13 protein-coding genes are annotated in these 18,223 nt (G+C 71.8%); 8 read left to right on the forward strand and 5 right to left on the reverse strand.

Annotated elements, in window-relative coordinates; translation table 11 throughout:
* Positions 1–138: 138 nt before the first annotated feature.
* Positions 139–3,858, forward strand: coding sequence for a homocysteine S-methyltransferase family protein (locus K0817_RS06650; RefSeq protein ID WP_219980921.1), 3,720 nt, complete (start codon positions 139–141; stop codon positions 3,856–3,858).
* A gap of 156 nt (positions 3,859–4,014) precedes the next feature.
* Here the strand turns inward: K0817_RS06650 and K0817_RS06655 are convergent, their stop codons facing one another.
* The 3 genes from K0817_RS06655 to K0817_RS06665 are packed head-to-tail and all read right to left on the reverse strand — an operon-like array spanning position 4,015 to position 8,183.
* Entirely contained in the window at positions 4,015–4,491 is a 477-nt protein-coding gene (locus tag K0817_RS06655; RefSeq protein ID WP_219980589.1) for a DUF6578 domain-containing protein, read from the reverse strand.
* A 31-nt stretch (positions 4,492–4,522) separates the two neighbouring features.
* Positions 4,523–7,624: an ATP-binding cassette domain-containing protein gene (locus K0817_RS06660; protein ID WP_219980590.1), complete on the reverse strand. Its 3,102-nt coding sequence runs from the start codon at positions 7,622–7,624 to the stop codon at positions 4,523–4,525.
* A gap of 1 nt (position 7,625) precedes the next feature.
* On the reverse strand, positions 7,626–8,183 hold the full coding sequence (locus K0817_RS06665; RefSeq protein WP_219980591.1) for a hypothetical protein: 558 nt from the start codon (positions 8,181–8,183) through the stop codon (positions 7,626–7,628).
* Between the two features lie 76 nt (positions 8,184–8,259).
* On the opposite strand from K0817_RS06665, the gene K0817_RS06670 reads away from it, so the two are divergent.
* The 3 genes from K0817_RS06670 to K0817_RS06680 all read left to right on the forward strand — a co-directional run bounded on the left by K0817_RS06670 (position 8,260) and on the right by K0817_RS06680 (position 11,458).
* Positions 8,260–9,168 (forward strand): 1,4-dihydroxy-2-naphthoyl-CoA synthase, encoded by a 909-nt coding sequence (locus tag K0817_RS06670; protein ID WP_219980592.1) that lies wholly within the window; start codon positions 8,260–8,262, stop codon positions 9,166–9,168.
* Positions 9,169–9,172: 4 nt separating this feature from the next.
* On the forward strand, positions 9,173–10,327 hold the full coding sequence (locus K0817_RS06675; RefSeq protein WP_219980593.1) for an AMP-binding protein: 1,155 nt from the start codon (positions 9,173–9,175) through the stop codon (positions 10,325–10,327).
* A gap of 150 nt (positions 10,328–10,477) precedes the next feature.
* On the forward strand, positions 10,478–11,458 hold the full coding sequence (locus K0817_RS06680) for a 1,4-dihydroxy-2-naphthoate polyprenyltransferase (RefSeq protein ID WP_219980594.1): 981 nt from the start codon (positions 10,478–10,480) through the stop codon (positions 11,456–11,458).
* Between the two features lie 42 nt (positions 11,459–11,500).
* Here K0817_RS06680 and K0817_RS06685 read toward each other — a convergent pair whose 3' ends face one another.
* Positions 11,501–11,791: a DUF4229 domain-containing protein gene (locus tag K0817_RS06685; RefSeq protein WP_219980595.1), complete on the reverse strand. Its 291-nt coding sequence runs from the start codon at positions 11,789–11,791 to the stop codon at positions 11,501–11,503.
* A 99-nt stretch (positions 11,792–11,890) separates the two neighbouring features.
* Between K0817_RS06685 and K0817_RS06690 the strand changes: the two genes are divergently transcribed.
* From K0817_RS06690 to K0817_RS06700, 3 genes are all read left to right on the forward strand, one after another.
* A complete protein-coding gene (locus tag K0817_RS06690; RefSeq protein WP_219980596.1) occupies positions 11,891–12,391 on the forward strand; it encodes a PLD nuclease N-terminal domain-containing protein in 501 nt (166 codons plus the stop codon).
* Between the two features lie 52 nt (positions 12,392–12,443).
* Entirely contained in the window at positions 12,444–14,303 is a 1,860-nt protein-coding gene (gene menD / locus K0817_RS06695) for a 2-succinyl-5-enolpyruvyl-6-hydroxy-3-cyclohexene-1-carboxylate synthase (RefSeq protein WP_219980922.1), read from the forward strand.
* Between the two features lie 261 nt (positions 14,304–14,564).
* Positions 14,565–15,428 (forward strand): polyphosphate kinase 2 family protein, encoded by an 864-nt coding sequence (locus tag K0817_RS06700; protein WP_219980597.1) that lies wholly within the window; start codon positions 14,565–14,567, stop codon positions 15,426–15,428.
* 59 nt (positions 15,429–15,487) lie between these two features.
* Here the strand turns inward: K0817_RS06700 and K0817_RS06705 are convergent, their stop codons facing one another.
* Positions 15,488–16,249: a class I SAM-dependent methyltransferase gene (locus tag K0817_RS06705; RefSeq protein WP_219980598.1), complete on the reverse strand. Its 762-nt coding sequence runs from the start codon at positions 16,247–16,249 to the stop codon at positions 15,488–15,490.
* 259 nt (positions 16,250–16,508) lie between these two features.
* Here K0817_RS06705 and K0817_RS06710 point away from each other — a divergent pair, with 259 nt between their 5' ends.
* Positions 16,509–18,188, forward strand: a complete 1,680-nt coding sequence (locus tag K0817_RS06710) for a DUF885 domain-containing protein (protein ID WP_219980599.1) — start codon at positions 16,509–16,511, stop codon at positions 18,186–18,188.
* The last annotated feature ends 35 nt before the right edge of the window (positions 18,189–18,223 follow it).

Below are 18,223 nucleotides of genomic sequence, written 5' to 3' on the forward strand. Positions count from 1 at the left end.
GCGCCGGCGGCGTGCGCCGTTCGGGTGGCGTGACACGCGGAGTCACGGGGACGGATGCCGCAAGGCGGCGTTTTGTGACGGGCGGTCGGGTGGCGGCATCCGTGGCTCATTAGACTCGCGCGGGTGACCGCCCCGCCCGTGCCCCGATTCGCCCTCGACATCGACGGTGTGCCGCGTCCCGAGCGCTCGCAGCGGCTGCTCGACGCCGTGCGGGAGCGCGTCGTGATCGCCGACGGCGCGATGGGTACGATGCTGCAGCAGTACGACCTGTCGATCGACGGCGACTTCCAGGGCCTCGAGGGCTGCAACGAGATCCTCAACGTCTCGCGTCCCGATGTCGTCGGCGCCATCCACGACGCCTACCTCGCCGTCGGCATCGACGCCGTCGAGACCAACACCTTCGGCGCGAACTGGTCGAATCTCGACGACTACGGCATCGACGACCGCATCGCCGAGCTCGCCGCGGCGGGGGCCCGCATCGCCCGAGACCGGGTCGAAGCCGCCGAGACCGCCGACGGCCGCACGCGCTGGGTGCTGGGCTCGATGGGGCCCGGCACCAAGCTGCCCAGCCTCGGCCACACCACGTACGACCATCTCAAGCGAACGTTCGCGCTGCAGGCCGAGGGACTCATCGACGGCGGCGCCGACGCCTTCCTCGTTGAGACCTCGCAGGACCTGCTGCAGACAAAAGCGGCCATCAACGGATGCCGGCAGGCCATCGTGAGCCGCGGCATCCGGCTGCCCATCTTCGTCGAGGTGACCGTCGAGACGACCGGCACCATGCTCATGGGCAGCGAGATCGGTGCCGCGCTGACCGCGATCGAGCCGCTCGGCGTCGACGCGATCGGGCTGAACTGCGCGACCGGGCCGACCGAGATGAGCGAGCATCTGCGACACCTCTCGCGGCACGCGAGCGTGCCCATCGCGTGCATGCCGAACGCCGGGCTGCCGGTGCTCACGGCCGACGGCGCGCACTATCCGCTCTCGCCGGCCGAGCTCGCGACGGCGCACGAGCAGTTCGTGCGCGAATTCGGGCTGGGACTGGTGGGGGGATGCTGCGGCACCACGCCTGAGCACCTGGCCGCGGTCGTCGAGCGCCTGAGTCCGCGGCGCACTCGGTCGTTGAGCGAGGAGCGCAGCGGCGAGACGGAACGCGCCCGACCCTCCGCGGACGTCGGAGGCGTTTCGTCTCGCTCGTTCCTCGCTCGCTCAACGACCGGGGAGGGCGCTCGCGCGATCACCGCGGACCCCGGGGTCGCATCGCTGTACCAGCACGTGTCGTTCCACCAGGACGCCTCCTACCTCGCGATCGGCGAGCGCACCAACGCGAACGGGTCGCGGGCCTTCCGCGAGGCGATGCTCGAGGAGCGCTGGGACGACTGCGTCGAGATCGCGCGCGACCAGATCCGCGTCGGCGCGCACCTGCTCGACGTGTGCATCGACTACGTGGGTCGCGACGGCGTCGCCGACATCCGCGAGGTCGTCTCGCGCTTCGCGAGTGCCTCGACGCTGCCGCTCGTCGTCGATTCCACCGAGCCCGCCGTCATCGGCGCCGGCCTCGAGCTGATCGGCGGACGCCCGGTCGTCAACTCGGTGAACTATGAGGACGGCGACGGCCCGGCATCCCGATTCGGTCGCATCATGCCGCTCGTGAAGGAGCACGGCACAGCGGTCATCGCCCTCACGATCGATGAGCAGGGGCAGGCGCGCACCGCCGAGGGCAAGGTGCGCATCGCCTCGCGCCTGGTCGACGAGCTCGTCGGCGACTGGGGCCTGCGGGTGAGCGACATCATCGTCGACTGCCTGACGTTCCCGATCGCCACGGGCCAGGAGGAGACCCGGCGCGACGCGATCGAGACGATCGAGGCGATCCGCGAGATCTCGCGGAAGTACCCGGGAATCCAGACGACGCTCGGAGTTTCGAACGTGTCGTTCGGGTTGAACCCGGCGGCGCGGAGCGTGCTCAACTCGGCGTTCCTGCACGAGGCGGCCGAAGCGGGACTCACGTCGGGCATCATCGATGCCGCGAAGATCGTGCCGCTCGCCTCTCTGACCGACGAGCAGCGCAAGGTCGCGCTCGATCTCGTGTGGGATCGCCGCGAGTACGACGCCGACGGCAATGTCACCTACGACCCGCTGGAGAAGATGCTGGATCTCTTCGCCGGGGTCGACACCGCCGCGCTGCGCAACCAGCGGGCGGCCGAGCTGGCCGCGCTGCCGCTGGGTGAACGGCTCGAGCGTCGCATCATCGACGGCGAGGGCAAGGGCCTCGAACCCGACCTCGACCTGGCACGGGCCGAAGGGCTGACTCCGCTGCAGATCATCAACGACCACCTGCTCGAGGGCATGAAGGTCGTCGGCGAGCGCTTCGGAGCCGGCGAGATGCAGCTGCCGTTCGTGCTGCAGTCCGCCGAGGTCATGAAGCGGGCGGTGGCTCTGCTCGAGCCGCATATGGAGAAGGCGGATGCCTCGGGCAAGGGCCGGATCGTCCTGGCGACGGTGCGCGGCGACGTGCACGACATCGGCAAGAACCTCGTCGACATCATCCTGACCAACAACGGCTATGACGTGATCAACCTCGGCATCAAGCAGCCGATCGCCGACATCATCGCGGCCGCCGAGGAGCACGACGCCGATGTCATCGGCATGTCGGGGTTGCTCGTGAAGTCCACGGTCGTGATGAAGGAGAACCTCGAGGAGCTGCAGTCGCGCGGCCTGGCCAAGAAGTGGCCCGTCATCCTCGGGGGTGCCGCGCTCACCCGCGCCTACGTCGAGGACGACCTCGCCGGACTCTTCGACGGCGAGGTGCGCTACGCCCGCGACGCGTTCGAAGGGCTCGCGCTCATGGAGCCGCTGGTCAAGATCGCGCGCGGAGCCCACCCGGCCGAGGTCGGCCTGCCGGCGCTGAAGAAGCGGCGCCACACGGCCGGCTCCAAGCTCACGCTGACCGAGCCCGATGCCATGCCGGCTCGGTCGGATGTGGCATCCGGCAATCCCGTTCCCGCGCCGCCGTTCTGGGGCACGCGCATCGTGCGAGGCATCGCGCTGCACGACTACGCCGCGTTCCTCGACGAGCGAGCGACGTTCATGGGGCAGTGGGGCCTCAAGCCGGGCCGCAGCCAGGATGGCTTGTCGTACGAGGACCTCGTGCAGACGGAGGGGCGTCCGCGGCTGCGCTACTGGCTCGATCGCATCCTTGCCGAGGGGATGCTCGACGCCTCGGTCGCGTACGGGTACTTTCCCGTCGTCTCTGACGGCGACGACGTGGTCGTGCTGCATCACGGCGACGACCCGACGGGGGTGCTCGGGGCGCCGGGGCTGCTCGCGCCGGACGGCGGGTCGGGCGGCACCGTGGGTTCCGAGCGGCTGCGCTTCCACTTCCCGCGCCAGCGCCGCGACCGTCACCTGTGCCTGGCCGACTTCGTGCGCTCGCGCGAGTCGGGAGTCGTCGACGTCATGCCGGTGCAGCTCGTGACGGCCGGCGCCCACATCGATTCGGTGACGGCGAAGCTGTTCGCCGAGGACAAGTACCGCGACTACTACGAGCTCAACGGACTCGTGATGCAGCTGACCGAGGCGCTCGCCGAGTTCTGGCACGCCCGCATCCGGGCCGAGCTCGGGTTCGCCGACGAGGATCCCGACGAGACAGCGGGTCTGTTCAAGCTCGAGTACCGCGGCGCCCGCTTCTCGCTCGGCTATCCCGCGTGCCCCGACATGGAGGACCGCCGCAAGGTCGTCGAGCTCCTTCGCCCCGAGCGCATGGGCGTCGAGCTCAGCGAGGAGCTGCAGCTGCACCCGGAGCAGTCCACCGACGCGTTCGTCTTCCACCATCCCGAGGCGAAGTACTTCTCGGTGTGACACCGCTTCCGGCGAGAGGCGGCGGTCGGGGCATCCGGTGTCTGCCCCTGCGCCCTCGGAGGAGAAGTGGGCTTCCACAGGACGTTTCACGCGCGAACGTCCTGTGGAGCGCGAGTTCTCCTGTGGAGCGCGGATGCCGCGAGCCGCGGCATCCGCTCACGCGGTGTCGCGATCGAGGTCGACGAAGTAGCCGTTCAGGCCCCGTGGCGCTGAGCTGGCCGACTCGTCGTCCCGGGGATGCCACGGCACGCCGGGCGCCGGGACCAGCGCAGCTGTGCCGGGAATCGGCTCGATCACGGTGACCCACGGGTCGCGCGGGCCGATCGTGAGCCACACACCCTCGCCCATCTCCACCGGCTCAGGCAATGGCGGGTGGTCGGGGCGCGGCTCGCGACGCTCGGCGTGTTCGAGGGTGACGGCATGGATCGCTGTCACGGTACCGGTGAGGCGATCCGGTCCGGGCTCGTCGTGATGCGACTCGATCGCGTCGAGGCTGTCGGCGAGCTCAGGCCCCAGCATCTCGGTGAACCAACCGCGGACCTCTCGCGAGACGTTCAGGTCGATCCGGTCGCCGACGGTGAACGGGTCGCCGCAGCAGTCCCACTCCCAGCCCGTCAGCCACACCCGCTCCATGCGGCCAGGCTACGCCGAGCCGCGGCATCCGTCATCGCGGGATCAGCGGCTTGGCGCGGCGAAGCGCCGCGAGCACCGGGCTGCCGATGACGATGATGCCGACGACGGAGGTGACCGCGCGGAGCGTGTCCCAGCTGAGCGTCGAGGTGACCAGCGAATACACGAGGAAACTCGCGAGATTGACGCTCAGCGGGGCGGCGGGCTCGTACGAGATGCCGGTTCCGTACCCCACCGCGAAGGGCCAGAACCACAGGTTCATCAGCAGCCCGAACACATACGAGGCGACGACCCCGTAGAGACACAGCATCACGATCTCGGTGAGTGCCCGCGCGCCCGGGGGCTTCGGGGTCGGTGGCGACGGCGTCTGGAGAGGGCGCAGGGAGCGTCGAGGGAGCAGCCCTGCCACGGCGCCCACCCACCCGCACGCGAACATCTGGAACGGGGTCCACGGTCCGAATGTGCCCGTTACCAGGGTCGACAGCGTGATCGTCGCCATGCCCAGGAGCATCCCGAACCGCGCTCCGAACGCCCGGCCCGCGAGGATCAGCAGGATGAAGACGGCCTCCACGCCGCCGACGCCGGTGCTCGCGATCCGCACGGCGGCGCCGATGGCGGCGAGCGTGCCGAGGAGCGCGAGCACGTGCGCCGACCGCACGGTGCCGTCGAGCGTCGCGATCACGACGAGCGCGGCGAGCGGTGCGAGCGCGAGCGCCGCGACCGGCACGGCGGCGTAAGCCTGTTCCGGCACGGCGCTCGCGACGAGGGGCCAGCAGAATGCGCCGAGCGCGACGAGGTTCGCCGCCGCGAGCGTCAGGAGCGGCCAGGGCCGATGGCCGCGTGTCGGCGAAGCGGCACGCGCCGGTGCGGCGGGGACGGATGCCGTGGGTCGAGGCGCTCGCGCGTGCCCTGGCTCCCCATGGCCCGACGCCGCAGCGGTCCCCGTGGCCCGTCGTGTGTCCAGGCCCGCGCGAGCGGAATCGGGCGAGGTCGCGACATGCCCAGCGGGAGCGAGGAGCGGGACAACGGTACGGGCCGAAGCGTGCGCGGCGGCGAGCGTGAGCACGCCGGCGTCCATCGACAGGATGCGATGTGCCCGGGTCGCCACGTCGGGCTCGTGGGTCGCCACGAGCACAGCGGTGCCGTCCGCGGCGAGCAAGGCCAGCGCCGCCCACACGAGCTCGCGCGCGACGGGGTCGAGGCCGCGCGTGGGCTCGTCGATGAGCAGAGCGGCCGGGTGCGCCGCGAACTGGATCGCGATCGCGAGGCACCGCCGCTGGCCGACGGAGAGATCACGCGGGTGCCGCGACCCGAGCGCCGCGAACTCCGCGCTGCCGGCATCGAGGCCGACGAACTCCGCGAATCGCTCCGCCGTCCGCCGTGCGGCACCGCCTGCAGGAGACGCAGCGCCGGCGGGACCCTCCTGCGCACCGTAGGAACCGGCCGGGCCGTGTGGACTCGCCGCCCCGTCAAGGCCAGGTGCCGCGGCATCCGGCCCCCCGCCGCGCGAAGCGCGACGAAGGACCCGGGCCGAACGCCGGTCGGCTCGGCGGAACTCTGCGGCGACGGTGTCGTATGTGAAGAGGTCGTCCGAGGCATCCGGAACCAACGCCGTCCGGCCCCGAGCCTCGACGCGTGCATCGCGGGCGGGGAGGGCGAGCGCCGCAAGCAGACTGGACTTTCCGGCACCGTTCGGTCCGACGAGCGCCACGATCTCACCCGCGTGCAGGTGCAGACTCGCCCGGTCGACGGCGACCCGGCCACCGTGCCGCACGCTGACGTCGCTCGCCCGGAGGGCGAGCTGTCGGTGTGGCCTCGGTGCCTCGTCCCGATCTGCCGTCACGGCGCGCATCTCGTGACGGGGGAGCGGCGGTGGCGTGAGCGGGGCGCCGTCCCCGGCGCCGGCCGCCGGCACCACCTCGCCGCCGGCGATCGTCAGCTCGGCGTCGGCCACGGCGCGCAGGGCCTCGGCGCGGTGCTCGGCCACCACCACACACATACCGGCGTCGTGGGCGAGCTCGCCGAGCAGCGCCGAGACCCGCGCCCGTGCCGCGGCGTCGAGATCGGCCAGGGGCTCGTCCACCAGCAGCAGGATCGGCTGCTCGACGATCGCCGCCGCGATCGCCACGAGCGTCGCCTCACCGGCCGACAGACCGCGCGTCGGCCGCTCGAGCAGGCGCGTGATGCCGACCCGCCGTGCCACCGCCTCGACGCGGGCACGGACGATCACGCCCGCCACCCCGCGCAACTCGAGCGACAACCCGACCTCATCACTGACGCGTTCGGTAGCGAACGCCTCGCGCGGATGCTGCAGCACCACGCCGACCCGCTGTGCCAGATCGCGGGGCGCCACGACTGTCCGGTCGTGCCCCACCACTCGCAGCGTGCCCGCGATCCAGCCGCCGTCGGTGTGCGTGTGGAGCCCGGCGAAGGCCCGCAGCAGCGTGGACTTGCCCGATCCGGTCGGCCCTGACACCAGCGTCAGTGTGCCGGTGTGGAGCGCCAGCTCGGCAGGAAGACGGATGCCGCTGCCGGGCACCTCCGCAGGCGCGTGCTCCGGCGCACCACCGAACCCGATCCGTACCCCGTGCGCCTCGACGGCAGCGAGGCAGTCGCCGTCCAGACCCCGCCCGGCGAAACCTCGAAGCTCGAGCGCCGCGGCCACCGTGCCCGCGCGTTCGAGGGTGCGCTGAAGCAGCGGCATCAGCATCCGCGGGCCACCGCGCTCGCCGCGAAGACGCTGGGCGAACCGCACGTCCCGCGCGGCATCGGCGAGGGAGGGGAGCGTCGCCCACGCGATCGCCAGCGCCCGCGCCGCACCGCGTAGCGGTCCGCGGCGCGCGGCGCGTGCCAGCAGCCGCGACACATCGACGACGGTGTTCAGCAGCCCGAACGCGACGATGCCGAGGGCGATGGGGAGCGCGCTGGCCGCAGCATCCGCCAGCCCGTCGATCGTGACGGGGCCCAGCAGCACCACGTGCGCGAAGGGCGCCGGAAGCCGCAGTTCGGGCAGGGGCACGAGCACCGCCCCCGTGCCGTCCGCGCCGTGGAAGAGCACGCGGTAGAGCACCCGGACCACCACGAACCCGGCAGCGAGCACCGCCGCCGCGCGCAGAGGGCCGGGCCGGAAGGTCATGTCACGACGTCGGCGCGGCGGGCTCACCGTGGAGCGTGAACAGCAGCCCGACGGCGTCGCCGGGCTCGACCTGCAGGGTCGACAGTCCCTCCTGCGCGTAGCCCCACTCGCCTCCGGCAGTCCGCACCCACACAGACCAGTAGGCGAACGCGGCGGGCATCGCCTGGCACGTCTCGAAGTAGTCCGACCCGTCCTCGGCTGCGATCGCCTCGTCCTCGGCGGGCAGCCCCTCGACGCGGCACACGACCTGGTCGCCGTACTCCTCGGTGCCCTCGGTCTCGACCCCCGCGATCGTGAACGCCTCGCCCGCGACGACAGCCTCCTCGGTCAAGAGGCACTGCTCCTGCGGCTCACCGCCCTCGAGCGCGGTCGCGTCGACGACGAGGGTCACGCCCTCGTCGCCGTCGCACGCGGTCTGGGTCGTGATCGATGCGCTCGCCTCGCCCGACGCGGTCGGCGTGGAGGTGGGCTCGTCGCCGCCGCCGGCGCAAGCGGCGAGGGTGAAGACGAGGGCGACGGATGCGGCGGCGGCGGCCATGGCGCGAAGAGTCGAGGTCACCGCTACAGGGTAGGGCGCGCGCAGTCGCCCGCCCGGCCAGATGACGCTGTGGGTCACGCCGCCGTAGGCTGGGCCGGTGAGCGTATCGGAGCTGTTCGACGAAGCCGAGTGGGCGCCCGCGCCCGGACAGCCCGAAGGCGGCTACACCGATATCACCGCGCACGTCTCGAAGGACGGCCGCATCGCCCGGATCGCGTTCGACCGTCCCGAGGTGCGCAACGCCTTCCGTCCGCACACGGTCGACGAGCTGTACCGGGCGCTCGACCTCGCCCGCCAGGATCCGCGCATCGGCGTCGTGCTGCTGACCGGCAACGGCCCGAGCACCAAAGACGGCGGCTGGGCATTCTGCTCCGGCGGCGACCAGCGCATCCGCGGTCGGGACGGCTACAAGTACTCCGACGACGCGGCGACCGTGGCGGACCCCGCGCGCGCCGGGCGTCTGCACATCCTCGAGGTGCAGCGTCTGATCCGGTTCATGCCGAAGGTCGTGATCGCCGTCGTCCCCGGCTGGGCTGCCGGCGGTGGGCACTCGCTGCACGTCGTGTGCGACCTGACCATCGCCAGCGCCGAGCACGGCAGGTTCAAGCAGACCGACGCCGACGTGGGGTCGTTCGACGCCGGCTACGGCTCGGCGTACTTCGCCCGCCAGATCGGGCAGAAGTTCGCGCGCGAGGTGTTCTTCCTCGCCGAGGAGTACTCGGCTCAGCGGGCATACGAGATGGGCGCCGTCAACCGCGTCGTGCCGCATGCCGACCTCGAACGCGAGGCCGTCGCGATGGCCCGTACGATTCTGACGAAGTCGCCCACGGCGATCCGCATGCTGAAGTTCGCCTTCAACGCCGTCGACGACGGGATGGTCGGCCAGCAGGTGTTCGCCGGCGAGGCGACGCGCCTGGCCTACGGCACCGACGAAGCCGTCGAAGGACGCGATGCATTCCTCGAGAAGCGCGATCCCGACTGGTCGCCCTATCCCTGGCACTTCTGATGCGATGAGACTCGAACCTGTCGTCGGCGACGACCCCCGCGAGATCCTGCGGGGGCTACGGGGCGCACTGCATGGCGCGGGGCCCGCGCTCGGGCTCGGCATGGTGGGCGATCTGCCCGGGGAGGTCCGGGCGGGTACTGCGGTCGTGGTGACGACGTCCGGATCCACCGGCATCCCCAAGAGCGTCGTCCTCAGCCGCGACGCCCTCACCGCCGGCGCCATGGCCACCGCCGATCGCATCGGCGATGGGGCGTGGCTGCTCGCGCTTCCGGCGAGCTACGTCGCGGGGCTGCAGGTGCTCGTGCGCTCACTCGTCGCCGACCGCGAGCCGGCGATCCTCTCCGGCGCGTTCACCCCCCAGGCGTTCGCAGCGGCCGCGCTGATGATGGCGTCGTCCGACGGCGGGCAGCGCGTGCCGACCTTCACCTCGCTGGTGCCGGCGCAGCTGGCGCGGGTGCTCGACGCCGCCGAGCACGACAGTGCCGTGCTCGCCGCGCTGCGCTCGTTCGAGACGATCCTCGTGGGCGGTCAGGCGCTGCCGCCGGCGACCCTCGAGCGCGCCGAGACCGCGGGCGCCCGCATCGTGCGCACCTATGGCTCGACAGAGACCAGCGGCGGCTGCGTCTACGACGGCGTCCCGCTGCGCGGCGTGCGCGTGCGCATCGAGCACGGCGAGGTGCAGGTGGCCGGACCGGTGCTGGCCGACGGCTACCTCGGCGACGCCGAGATGACCTCGACCACGTTCCTCCGCGACTCCGACGGCACCCGGTGGTACCGCACCGGTGACGCCGGGCTGGTCGAAGATGGCGTGCTGCGGGTGCGCGGACGCCTCGACAACGTCATCGTCTCGGGCGGCCTCAACGTCTCGCTCGACCGGGTCGAGCGCATCGTGCGGACCGTGCCAGGCCTCGACCTGGCCGTGGTGGTCGGGATTCCGGACGAGCGCTGGGGCGAGGCATCCGTCATCGTCGCCTCTCGCGGAGAGGCGCTGCGCCGCAGCGAGGCCGTGCAGCTGGAGGAGGCTCGCGACGCCGTGAAGAGCGAGATCGGCGCGCATGCTCGCCCGACCCGGCTGATCCTCGTCGACGAGCTCGCCACGCTGCCCTCGGGCAAGCCCGACCGTGAGGCGATCCGCCGCGCGGTCCTCGCGCTGCACTGACCGGCGGTCACGCCTCGCGGACGGGTCGCCGGCGGGCGCTGTCGTCGAGGCTGCCTGATGCGTTTCGTCTCGCTTCGCTCGCTCAACGACCGCGGACGTCGTTCGTCTCGCTTCGCTCGCACAACGCCCGCGAACGTAAGATGTGCTCTCGTGGCAGGCACCTCGAGCAAGAAGCGCAAACGTCCGACTCCGAAGAAGCAGCCGACGCGCGGCAACCCGCAGAAGCCCCGCGTGTCGGGCGACCCCGCACGCGTCGAGAAGGCGACCGCGCGCGACTGGATCGGCGCGGCACGGCTGCGCACGCTTCCGCTCGCGATCACCCCGATCCTCATCGGCACGGGTGCCGCGATGCTGGTCGTGGACGCCTTCCACTGGGTGATCGCGCTGTTCTGCCTCATCGTCTCGGTGGCGCTGCAGATCGGCGTGAACTACGCCAACGACTACAGCGACGGCATCCGGGGAACTGACGACCACCGCGTCGGCCCGGCCCGGCTGACCGCATCCCGAAAGGCGAAGCCGCGCACAGTGCTGCTGGTGGCCCTCCTCTTCTTCGCGGTGGCCGCTCTCGCCGGCCTTGCCATCACGATCCGCACCCAGCAGTGGTGGCTCATCGCCGTCGGCGCCGTCGCGATCCTCGCGGCGTGGTTCTACACCGGCGGAAAGCGCCCCTACGGCTACTACGGGCTGGGCGAGCTGTTCGTGTTCGTCTTCTTCGGTCTGGTCGCCACACTGGGCACGACCTGGGTGCAGGCGTTCGCGCTGCCGCAGGAGGCATGGTTCGGCGCCGTCGGCGCAGGACTGCTCGCATGCGCCGTGCTGCTGGCCAACAACCTGCGCGACATCGACCAGGATCGTGCCTCGGGCAAGCGCACGCTCACGGTGCTCATCGGACGCACGGCGACGCGGTGGCTGTTCACGCTCTTCGTGCTCGCGCCGTTCGCGATCGCCGCGTTCCTGGCGCTGTTCTATCCGATCGCCTGGCTGACGCTGCTCGCCCTGCTCGCGGGTCTTGCCGCCATCCTCATCGTGTGGACGTATCGGCAGCCGCGTGAACTCGTCGTCGCGCTCGGCCTGACCTCGCTCACCTCGGTGGCCTACGGCGCCTTCCTCCTGTGGGCGTTCATCGGCTGACCCGGTGCCGGCGCCCAGGGGAGGGCGCTGGGATGCCCCGGCTCAGGCCCGATCGGGATCGTCGGTGGTCGCGGCGTCGGCCGCGGCATCCTCCACGGTCTCGTCGCTGGCTGCGGCACGAGCCTGCGCGCGGCGCTCGGCCAGGCTCGCGGTGACCTCGTCGAGCGGCCCCCGCAGGAACAGCAGCGACAGACTCAGCCCGATGAGGGCGGCGAAGATCGCCGAGAGCCAGTAGAACTGCCGCATCAGCGGGAACAGCATGAGGATGCCGAACGGGACGAGGAACGCCAGCAGCCGCAGAACCGTGTAGACGATGGCCGAGCGCGCTTTCACCCGACAATCCTACGTTCGCGCGCCGCCGGCACGGCGACGGTTCGGTCACGAGAGGGCTCGAGGCGCCCGCGCGCCGCGCCGCCCGCCTAGGATGGGGTAATGGCGAGGGGACTGCTCATACTGGCCCTGGTGGCGGCCGTCTTCTGGGTGTTCACCATCGTCGACTGCGCCGTCCAGCCCTCCACTCGGCACCGCGGCGTCAGCAAGGGCATCTGGATCCTCATCGTCGTGCTGCTGCCGGTGCTCGGCGGCATCCTGTGGCTCGTGGTCGGACGCACCCGCAAGTCGGTGATCGCACAGCGCAAGGCGCCGGACGACGATCCCGAGTTCCTCGGACGCATCGGCAGCATCAGCGACCAGGACGAGCGAATCCGCCGCCTCGAGGAGGAGCTCGCGCAGCTCGACTCCGAGGACGACGATCCTCGGTTCCTGCCGCCGGACCGATCGGCCGTCTCGGACGACGCCGCCGCCTCGACGTCGAGCGGCTCGGCGCCCGACGGTCCGGCCGCGGATTCCGCCACGCCGCCCGCGCCCAAGCCCCCGACCCATCCCACCGACGGTGAGGACGACACACGGGGTCAGCGCGGAGCCGTCGGCTGACGTGACGGAGCCGAAAGGCGTCGACGGCGCGACCGATCCCGCCGGCGCGCCCATCACCGCTCTCGCGCCGGCCCCCGCGACGGACGCCGCAGCGGCTCTGCTCGGCCACCTCGTCGAACTCGGCGTGCGTCACGTGGTGCTGAGCCCCGGTTCGCGGTCGCAGGCGCTCGCCCTCGTCGCCGCGGAGCTCGAGCGGCGCGGCCTGATCAGCCTGCACATCCGCATCGATGAGCGCGTCGCGGGATTCACGGCGCTCGGCATCGGACGCGAGACACGGATGCCGGCGGCCGTGGTCTGCACGTCGGGCACGGCGGTCGCCAACCTGCTGCCGGCGGCCCTCGAGGCCCATCATTCGGCAGTGCCCCTGCTTCTGCTGACCGCTGACCGGCCCCCCGAACTGCGCGGCGTCGGGGCGAACCAGACCACGCGGCAGCCTGGCATGTTCGCCTCGAGCGTTCGGTTCGAGGCCGACCTTCCGGTGCCCGACCAGACGGACGATGACGGATGCGGTGAGCACAGCGCGATGCTGCGCTCGGTGGCGGACGAGGCCGTGGCCGCGTCGCTCGGCGCCGGGGTGCGTGCGGCGGGTCCGGTGCACCTGAACCTGCCCTACCGTGAGCCGCTGTCGGGCGCGCTCCCGTCGTGGCTCGGTGCTTCCTCGCTCGCACGGGGGACCGTGGTGCACGACGACCCCGATGCGGCGTCCACCGGCGCGGACTCCGTGGACGCGGGCACGCGCACCCTGACGCTCCGCGCGGCGGGTCAGCGATCCGCGGAAGGGGTGTGGGGAGCATCCGGTGCTCTCTATCAGGGCGGGGGCGGCATCGGCCAGGCCGGCGTGCCGCGCGATCCCGACGAGCCCGTCGTGCTGGAGCGTGGGCCTCGCACCGTCGTCCTCGCCGGAGCCGACGCCGGACCCGATGCCGAAGCGCTGGCGCACGCGGGCGGGTGGCCGCTGATCGCCGAGATCGTCAGCGGTGCGCGATTCGGCCGCAACCTCGTGCACGGCTACCGCGCGCTGCTGTCGGACCCCGAGCTCGGCGGGCGCATTGAGCGCGTCGTCGTGCTCGGGCATCCCACGCTCAGCCGTGAGTCGTCGGCGCTGCTGTCGGATCCCGCCGTCGAGGTCATCGCACTGCGTGGCACCGGCGAGTCCCTCAATCTCAACGGCGTCACCATCGCCGCCGAGACGGTCGCGGTCGCGCCTGGTGACCCCGACCGCGACTGGCTCGGAGCATGGCTGCACGCGTCGCGCGCGGCATCCGTCGACCTCACACCCCCCGCGCCCGACGCCGATGGTCTCGCATCAGCCGTGCCGCAGGAACGTCTGGGCGCGATCGCCGCCGAGCTCGAAGTGATCCGCGCTCCGCTCGACCGCGCCGGTCTGGTCGACGCCGTGTGGCGCGCGACGTGGCCGCACGATCGCCTGGTGTTCGGCTCGTCGCGGCTCGTGCGGGTCGCCGATGCGCTGCTTCCGGGCAAGAAGGTGCCGGTGCACGCCAACCGCGGCCTGGCCGGCATCGATGGCACCGTCGCGACCGCGATCGGCGTGGCCCTCGCCAGCCAGGACGGGGGGAGGCCTGGTGTGACGCGCGTGCTGCTGGGCGATCTCGCCCTGCTGCACGATGTCGGCGCGCTGCTGCTGGCGCCGCGGGAGGAGGAGCCGCGCATCCAGGTGCTCGTCGGCAACGACGGCGGCGGCACGATCTTCGACGCGCTCGAAGTGGCCGCGGTCGCAGACTCGGATGTCATGGACCGCGTGCTCTACACGCCCCACGCCGTGAGGCTGGAGCATCTCGCGCTCGCGTACGGCTGGGAGTACCACCGCATCACCACGCGCTCCGAGCTCGACCAGGTGCTGACCTCGCCCGTGGCCGGGCGCCAGCTCATCGAGATCCCGCTGGAGCGCTGAGCCCGGCATCCGCCACCATCTCCCCGTTGAGAGGATGCGGTCTCGCCGAGACCGCACGCGGCTGACGTTGGCACCATGCGTCTTCGGCGAGTACGTACGTTTTCGACGAGGGCTGGACCCGCGACCCCGGGCGGCGTGGGTCCCCGTCGAGAGGATGCGGTCTCGCCGAGACCGCACGCGGCTGACGTTGGCACCATGCGTCTTCGGCGAGTACGTACGTTTTCGACGAGGGGAAGCCCGGGGATCCGCCATGATGGCTCCATGATCGCCAAGAGCCAGAAGCACTGGACCGGGGATGTCGCGGAGCTGCTGCGCGTGGGCGAGGGGTTCGTGCTCGCCGACGTCGACACCAGGGCTACGCCGGGCTACGCCAAGGACAAGCTCCATGCCGCCGACGACCTCGCCGCCGGCAGCGCACAGCTCGACGAGTACCAGGAGAGGCTGTTCGCCCGCAGCCGCGTCGATGCGACGAACGCCTCGGTGCTGCTGGTGCTGCAAGCCATGGACTCGGCGGGCAAGGGCGGCATCATCCGGCACGTCGTCGGCTCGGTCGACCCGCAGGGCGTCGCGCTCGCGGCGTTCAAGAAGCCGACGCCCGAAGAGCTGGAGCACGACTTCCTGTGGCGCGTCGAGAAGCGCCTGCCCGAGCCGGGCATGATCGGGGTCTTCGACCGCTCTCACTACGAGGACGTGCTCATCGGTCGCGTGCGCGAACTCGCCCCGGCTGACGAGGTCGAGCGCCGGTACACCGCGATCAACGAGTTCGAGAAGACCGTGACGGATGCCGGAACCCGTGTGGTGAAGGTGATGCTGCACATCTCGCCCGGCGAGCAGAAGGAGCGGCTCATGGAGCGGCTCGAGCGCCCCGACAAACACTGGAAGTACAACCCCGGCGACGTCGACGAGCGGGAGCTGTGGCCGGCGTACATGGCGGCGTACCAGACGGTGTTCGAGCGGACATCCACCCCGCACGCCCCCTGGTACGTCGTGCCCGCCGACCGCAAGTGGTACGCGCGCCTGGCAGTGCAGCACCTTCTGCTGGAGGCACTGGAAGACATCGACCCGCAGTGGCCCGCGGCGACCTTCGATGTCGAGGCCGAGAAGAAGCGGCTCGCGGCGACCTGACGCCGGCCCTGCGGGTCGAGCGCGGGCGGGGGAGAGGGCTGATCGCGAGAACGCCGTGACTACGGAGCGATCCCGCGTGCGGCCCACGCCGTCGCAACGACGGTGAAGGGGCCGTCGCCCATGGCCGCGTGAGCGTGACGGCGCACGCGCTCGCGATCCTCGGGGGGCAGTGCCGCGAGCTGCGCTCCGGCGGGGGACACCCCGCGGGTGTACGGTGCCCACCACTCCGCGAAGTCGGCGAACGGCACCGACACCGTCAGCTCCGATCCGGTCACGTCGAGGCATCCGGCATCTTGCAGCAGCGTCGTGAGGTCGTGCTCGCGCGCCCCGAACCGCTCGCTCTCATCGTCGATGTCTGCCTTGACCGCTCGCAGAGCCTCGAAGAAGCGGCTCTGGGGCGCCCGCCCGCGGGCGAAGTCCCATACGCACGCCGCGACCACGCCGCCGGGCCGCGTGACCCGGACCATCTCGCGGGCACCGGCCGTGGCATCCGTCATGAAATGCACCACCAGTTCGGCGAGCGTCGCCGCGAACACGTCGTCGTCGAACGGCAGGGCCTCCGCGGTCCCGTGGCGGAGGTCCGCCCACGGGAACCGGGCCGCGGCAGCGTCGACGAAGCTCGCCGAAGGATCGACCCCCGCCACCTCGGTCTCGCCGAAGCGATGCGCGAGCACGCCGGTGAGCGCACCCGTGCCGCAGCCGACGTCGAGCGCGCGCCCCTCGTGCGGGAGCCTCGCCTCGTCGGCGAACAGCTCGGCGAGCGGAACCGAGAACCTGCCCATGAACGCGTCGTACGCCTCGGCTGCCACATCGAACGACATGGCGCGGATTCTACGCGCGGCCGGGCCGGCGCGGTATCGGTCGTCTCATCGGGTTCCGCGCATGTCCGCGGTCCGGCAGCACTTCTCGGGCGGAGCTGCAGCTCCACAGGAAGACCCTGCCTCCACAGGATGTTCGCACCGCAAGGTCTCCTGTGGAAGCGCGGTTCTCCTGTGGAAGCGCGGTTCTCGTGTGGACGACGGATCGGCGGCGGGGAGCCGGGCGCGATGCGCCTCGAGCGGGCGCGCATACGCTGGATCGGTGAGCCACCCCGACCCCGTGCATGCCGTCGCCGACGCATACGTGCGCGAACTCGCCCGCCACGAGCCGGACGCCGCCATGGCGATCGGTGTCGAGCCGCCGGGCCTACCGGACCTGAGTCCCGCGTGGCTCGTGCGCCGATACGAGTTGCAGCGCGAGACGCTGCAGGCGCTCGACGAGGCGGGGCCGGGCGACGAAGTGTTGCGGGTGGCGCTGCGCGAGCGCCTCGAGCGGGAGCGTCTGCTGTTCGACACCGGCTTCACGCCGCGCCTGGTCGCGGGGCTCGCCACGCCGGTCCACCTCGTGCGGTACGCGTTCGAGGGGATGACACTGACTCCGGATGCCGCGGGCGAGACGCTCCTGCGCCGGCTCGAGGCCGCGCCGACCGCCGTGCGCCAGTACATCGCCGCCCTGCGGTGGGCCCGCGACAACCCCGACCGGTTCACCGGCACCGGCGTCGCCCCGGTGCGGCAGCTCGACACCCTCGCCGGGCAGGTCGAGGCCTGGATCGACGGGGATTGGTTCGGGCAGGTGGCGGTGGCGGACGATGTGGATGCCGACGCTCGGCGCCGCCTCCGTGCCGCGGCGGACGAGACCGCTGCGGCTCTCGCTGAGCTCGCCACGCTGTTGCGGGATGAGTTGCGGCCCGTCGCACCCGCCGCGGACGGCGTGGGCGAGGAGGTCTACGCCGACCTTGCCGCCGGCATGCTCGGCGCCCGCATCGACCTCGACGACACGTACGCGTACGGGTGGGCGGAGCTCGAGCGTCTCGTTGCAGAGGCTCGCGCGCTCGCCGGGAGGATCGCCGGGCCGGCCACCGCCGCGAGCGGGAATCCGGTGCGGGCCGCGGCATCCGTTCTCGATGACGATCCGCGGTACCGGCTCGACGGCGTCGAGGCGATCCGGTCGTGGCTCACCGGGCGCGTGTCCGAGACGATCGACGCTGTCACCGAGGCATTCGATCTGCCCGGGTCGGTGCGGAACGTGGAGTGCCTCGTGTCGGAGGCCTCCTCGGGTGTCGTGTACTACACACCGGGCGCACCCGACGGCTCGACGCCGGGTCGCGTGGTGTGGACGATCCCCAGCGGCGTGCCGGTCGCGGCCTCGTGGCAGGAGGTCACGAGCGTCCACCACGAGGGCGTGCCCGGGCATCACCTGCAGTTCGTGCTCACCGCGTCGTACCCGCAGCTGCATCCGTGGCAGCGGCACCTGTGCCATATCCACGGGTACGCCGAGGGCTGGGCCCACTACGCCGAACAACTCGCCGACGAGTTGGGGCTCATCCGCGACGACGCCGAGCGCCTCGGATTGGTCCTCGGCCAGATCTGGCGCTCGGTGCGCATCGTGGCCGACATCGGGCTGCACACCGGCCGGCCGATCCCCGCGAACTCCCTCGTGCCGGAGCGGGAATGGACCCCCGAGCTCGCGCGTCGCATGCTCGTGGACTTCGCGCTCGTCGAGCCGACCCTCGCGCGATTCGAGGTCGACCGGTATCTCGGCTGGCCGGGCCAGGCGCTCGCGTTCAAGATCGGCGCGCGCCTGTGGCGCGAAGCGCGCGAAGCTCGGGAAGCGCAGCTGGGCGGCCAGTTCTCGCTCCCCGACTTCCATCGAGACGCGCTGGCCTTGGGCCCCATGGGCCTCGACCCGCTGCGGGAGCTGCTGACCCGGAGCCCGACGTGAGGTTGGAACGACACCTCGGTTGAAACACCCCCGCA

The organism is Microbacterium sp. HD4P20 (assembly GCF_019449275.2).
Taxonomy (GTDB): Bacteria; Actinomycetota; Actinomycetes; order Actinomycetales; family Microbacteriaceae; genus Microbacterium.

Bases quoted from the DNA above. Each gene is read 5' to 3' on its own strand.
- K0817_RS06655 (WP_219980589.1), bottom strand. From the start codon at position 4,491: ATGGAGCGGGTGTGGCTGACGGGCTGGGAGTGGGACTGCTGCGGCGAC.
- K0817_RS06660 (WP_219980590.1), bottom strand. From the start codon at position 7,624: ATGACCTTCCGGCCCGGCCCTCTGCGCGCGGCGGCGGTGCTCGCTGCC.
- K0817_RS06675 (WP_219980593.1), top strand. From the start codon at position 9,173: ATGAGACTCGAACCTGTCGTCGGCGACGACCCCCGCGAGATCCTGCGG.
- K0817_RS06690 (WP_219980596.1), top strand. From the start codon at position 11,891: ATGGCGAGGGGACTGCTCATACTGGCCCTGGTGGCGGCCGTCTTCTGG.
- K0817_RS06700 (WP_219980597.1), top strand. From the start codon at position 14,565: ATGATCGCCAAGAGCCAGAAGCACTGGACCGGGGATGTCGCGGAGCTG.
- K0817_RS06705 (WP_219980598.1), bottom strand. From the start codon at position 16,249: ATGTCGTTCGATGTGGCAGCCGAGGCGTACGACGCGTTCATGGGCAGG.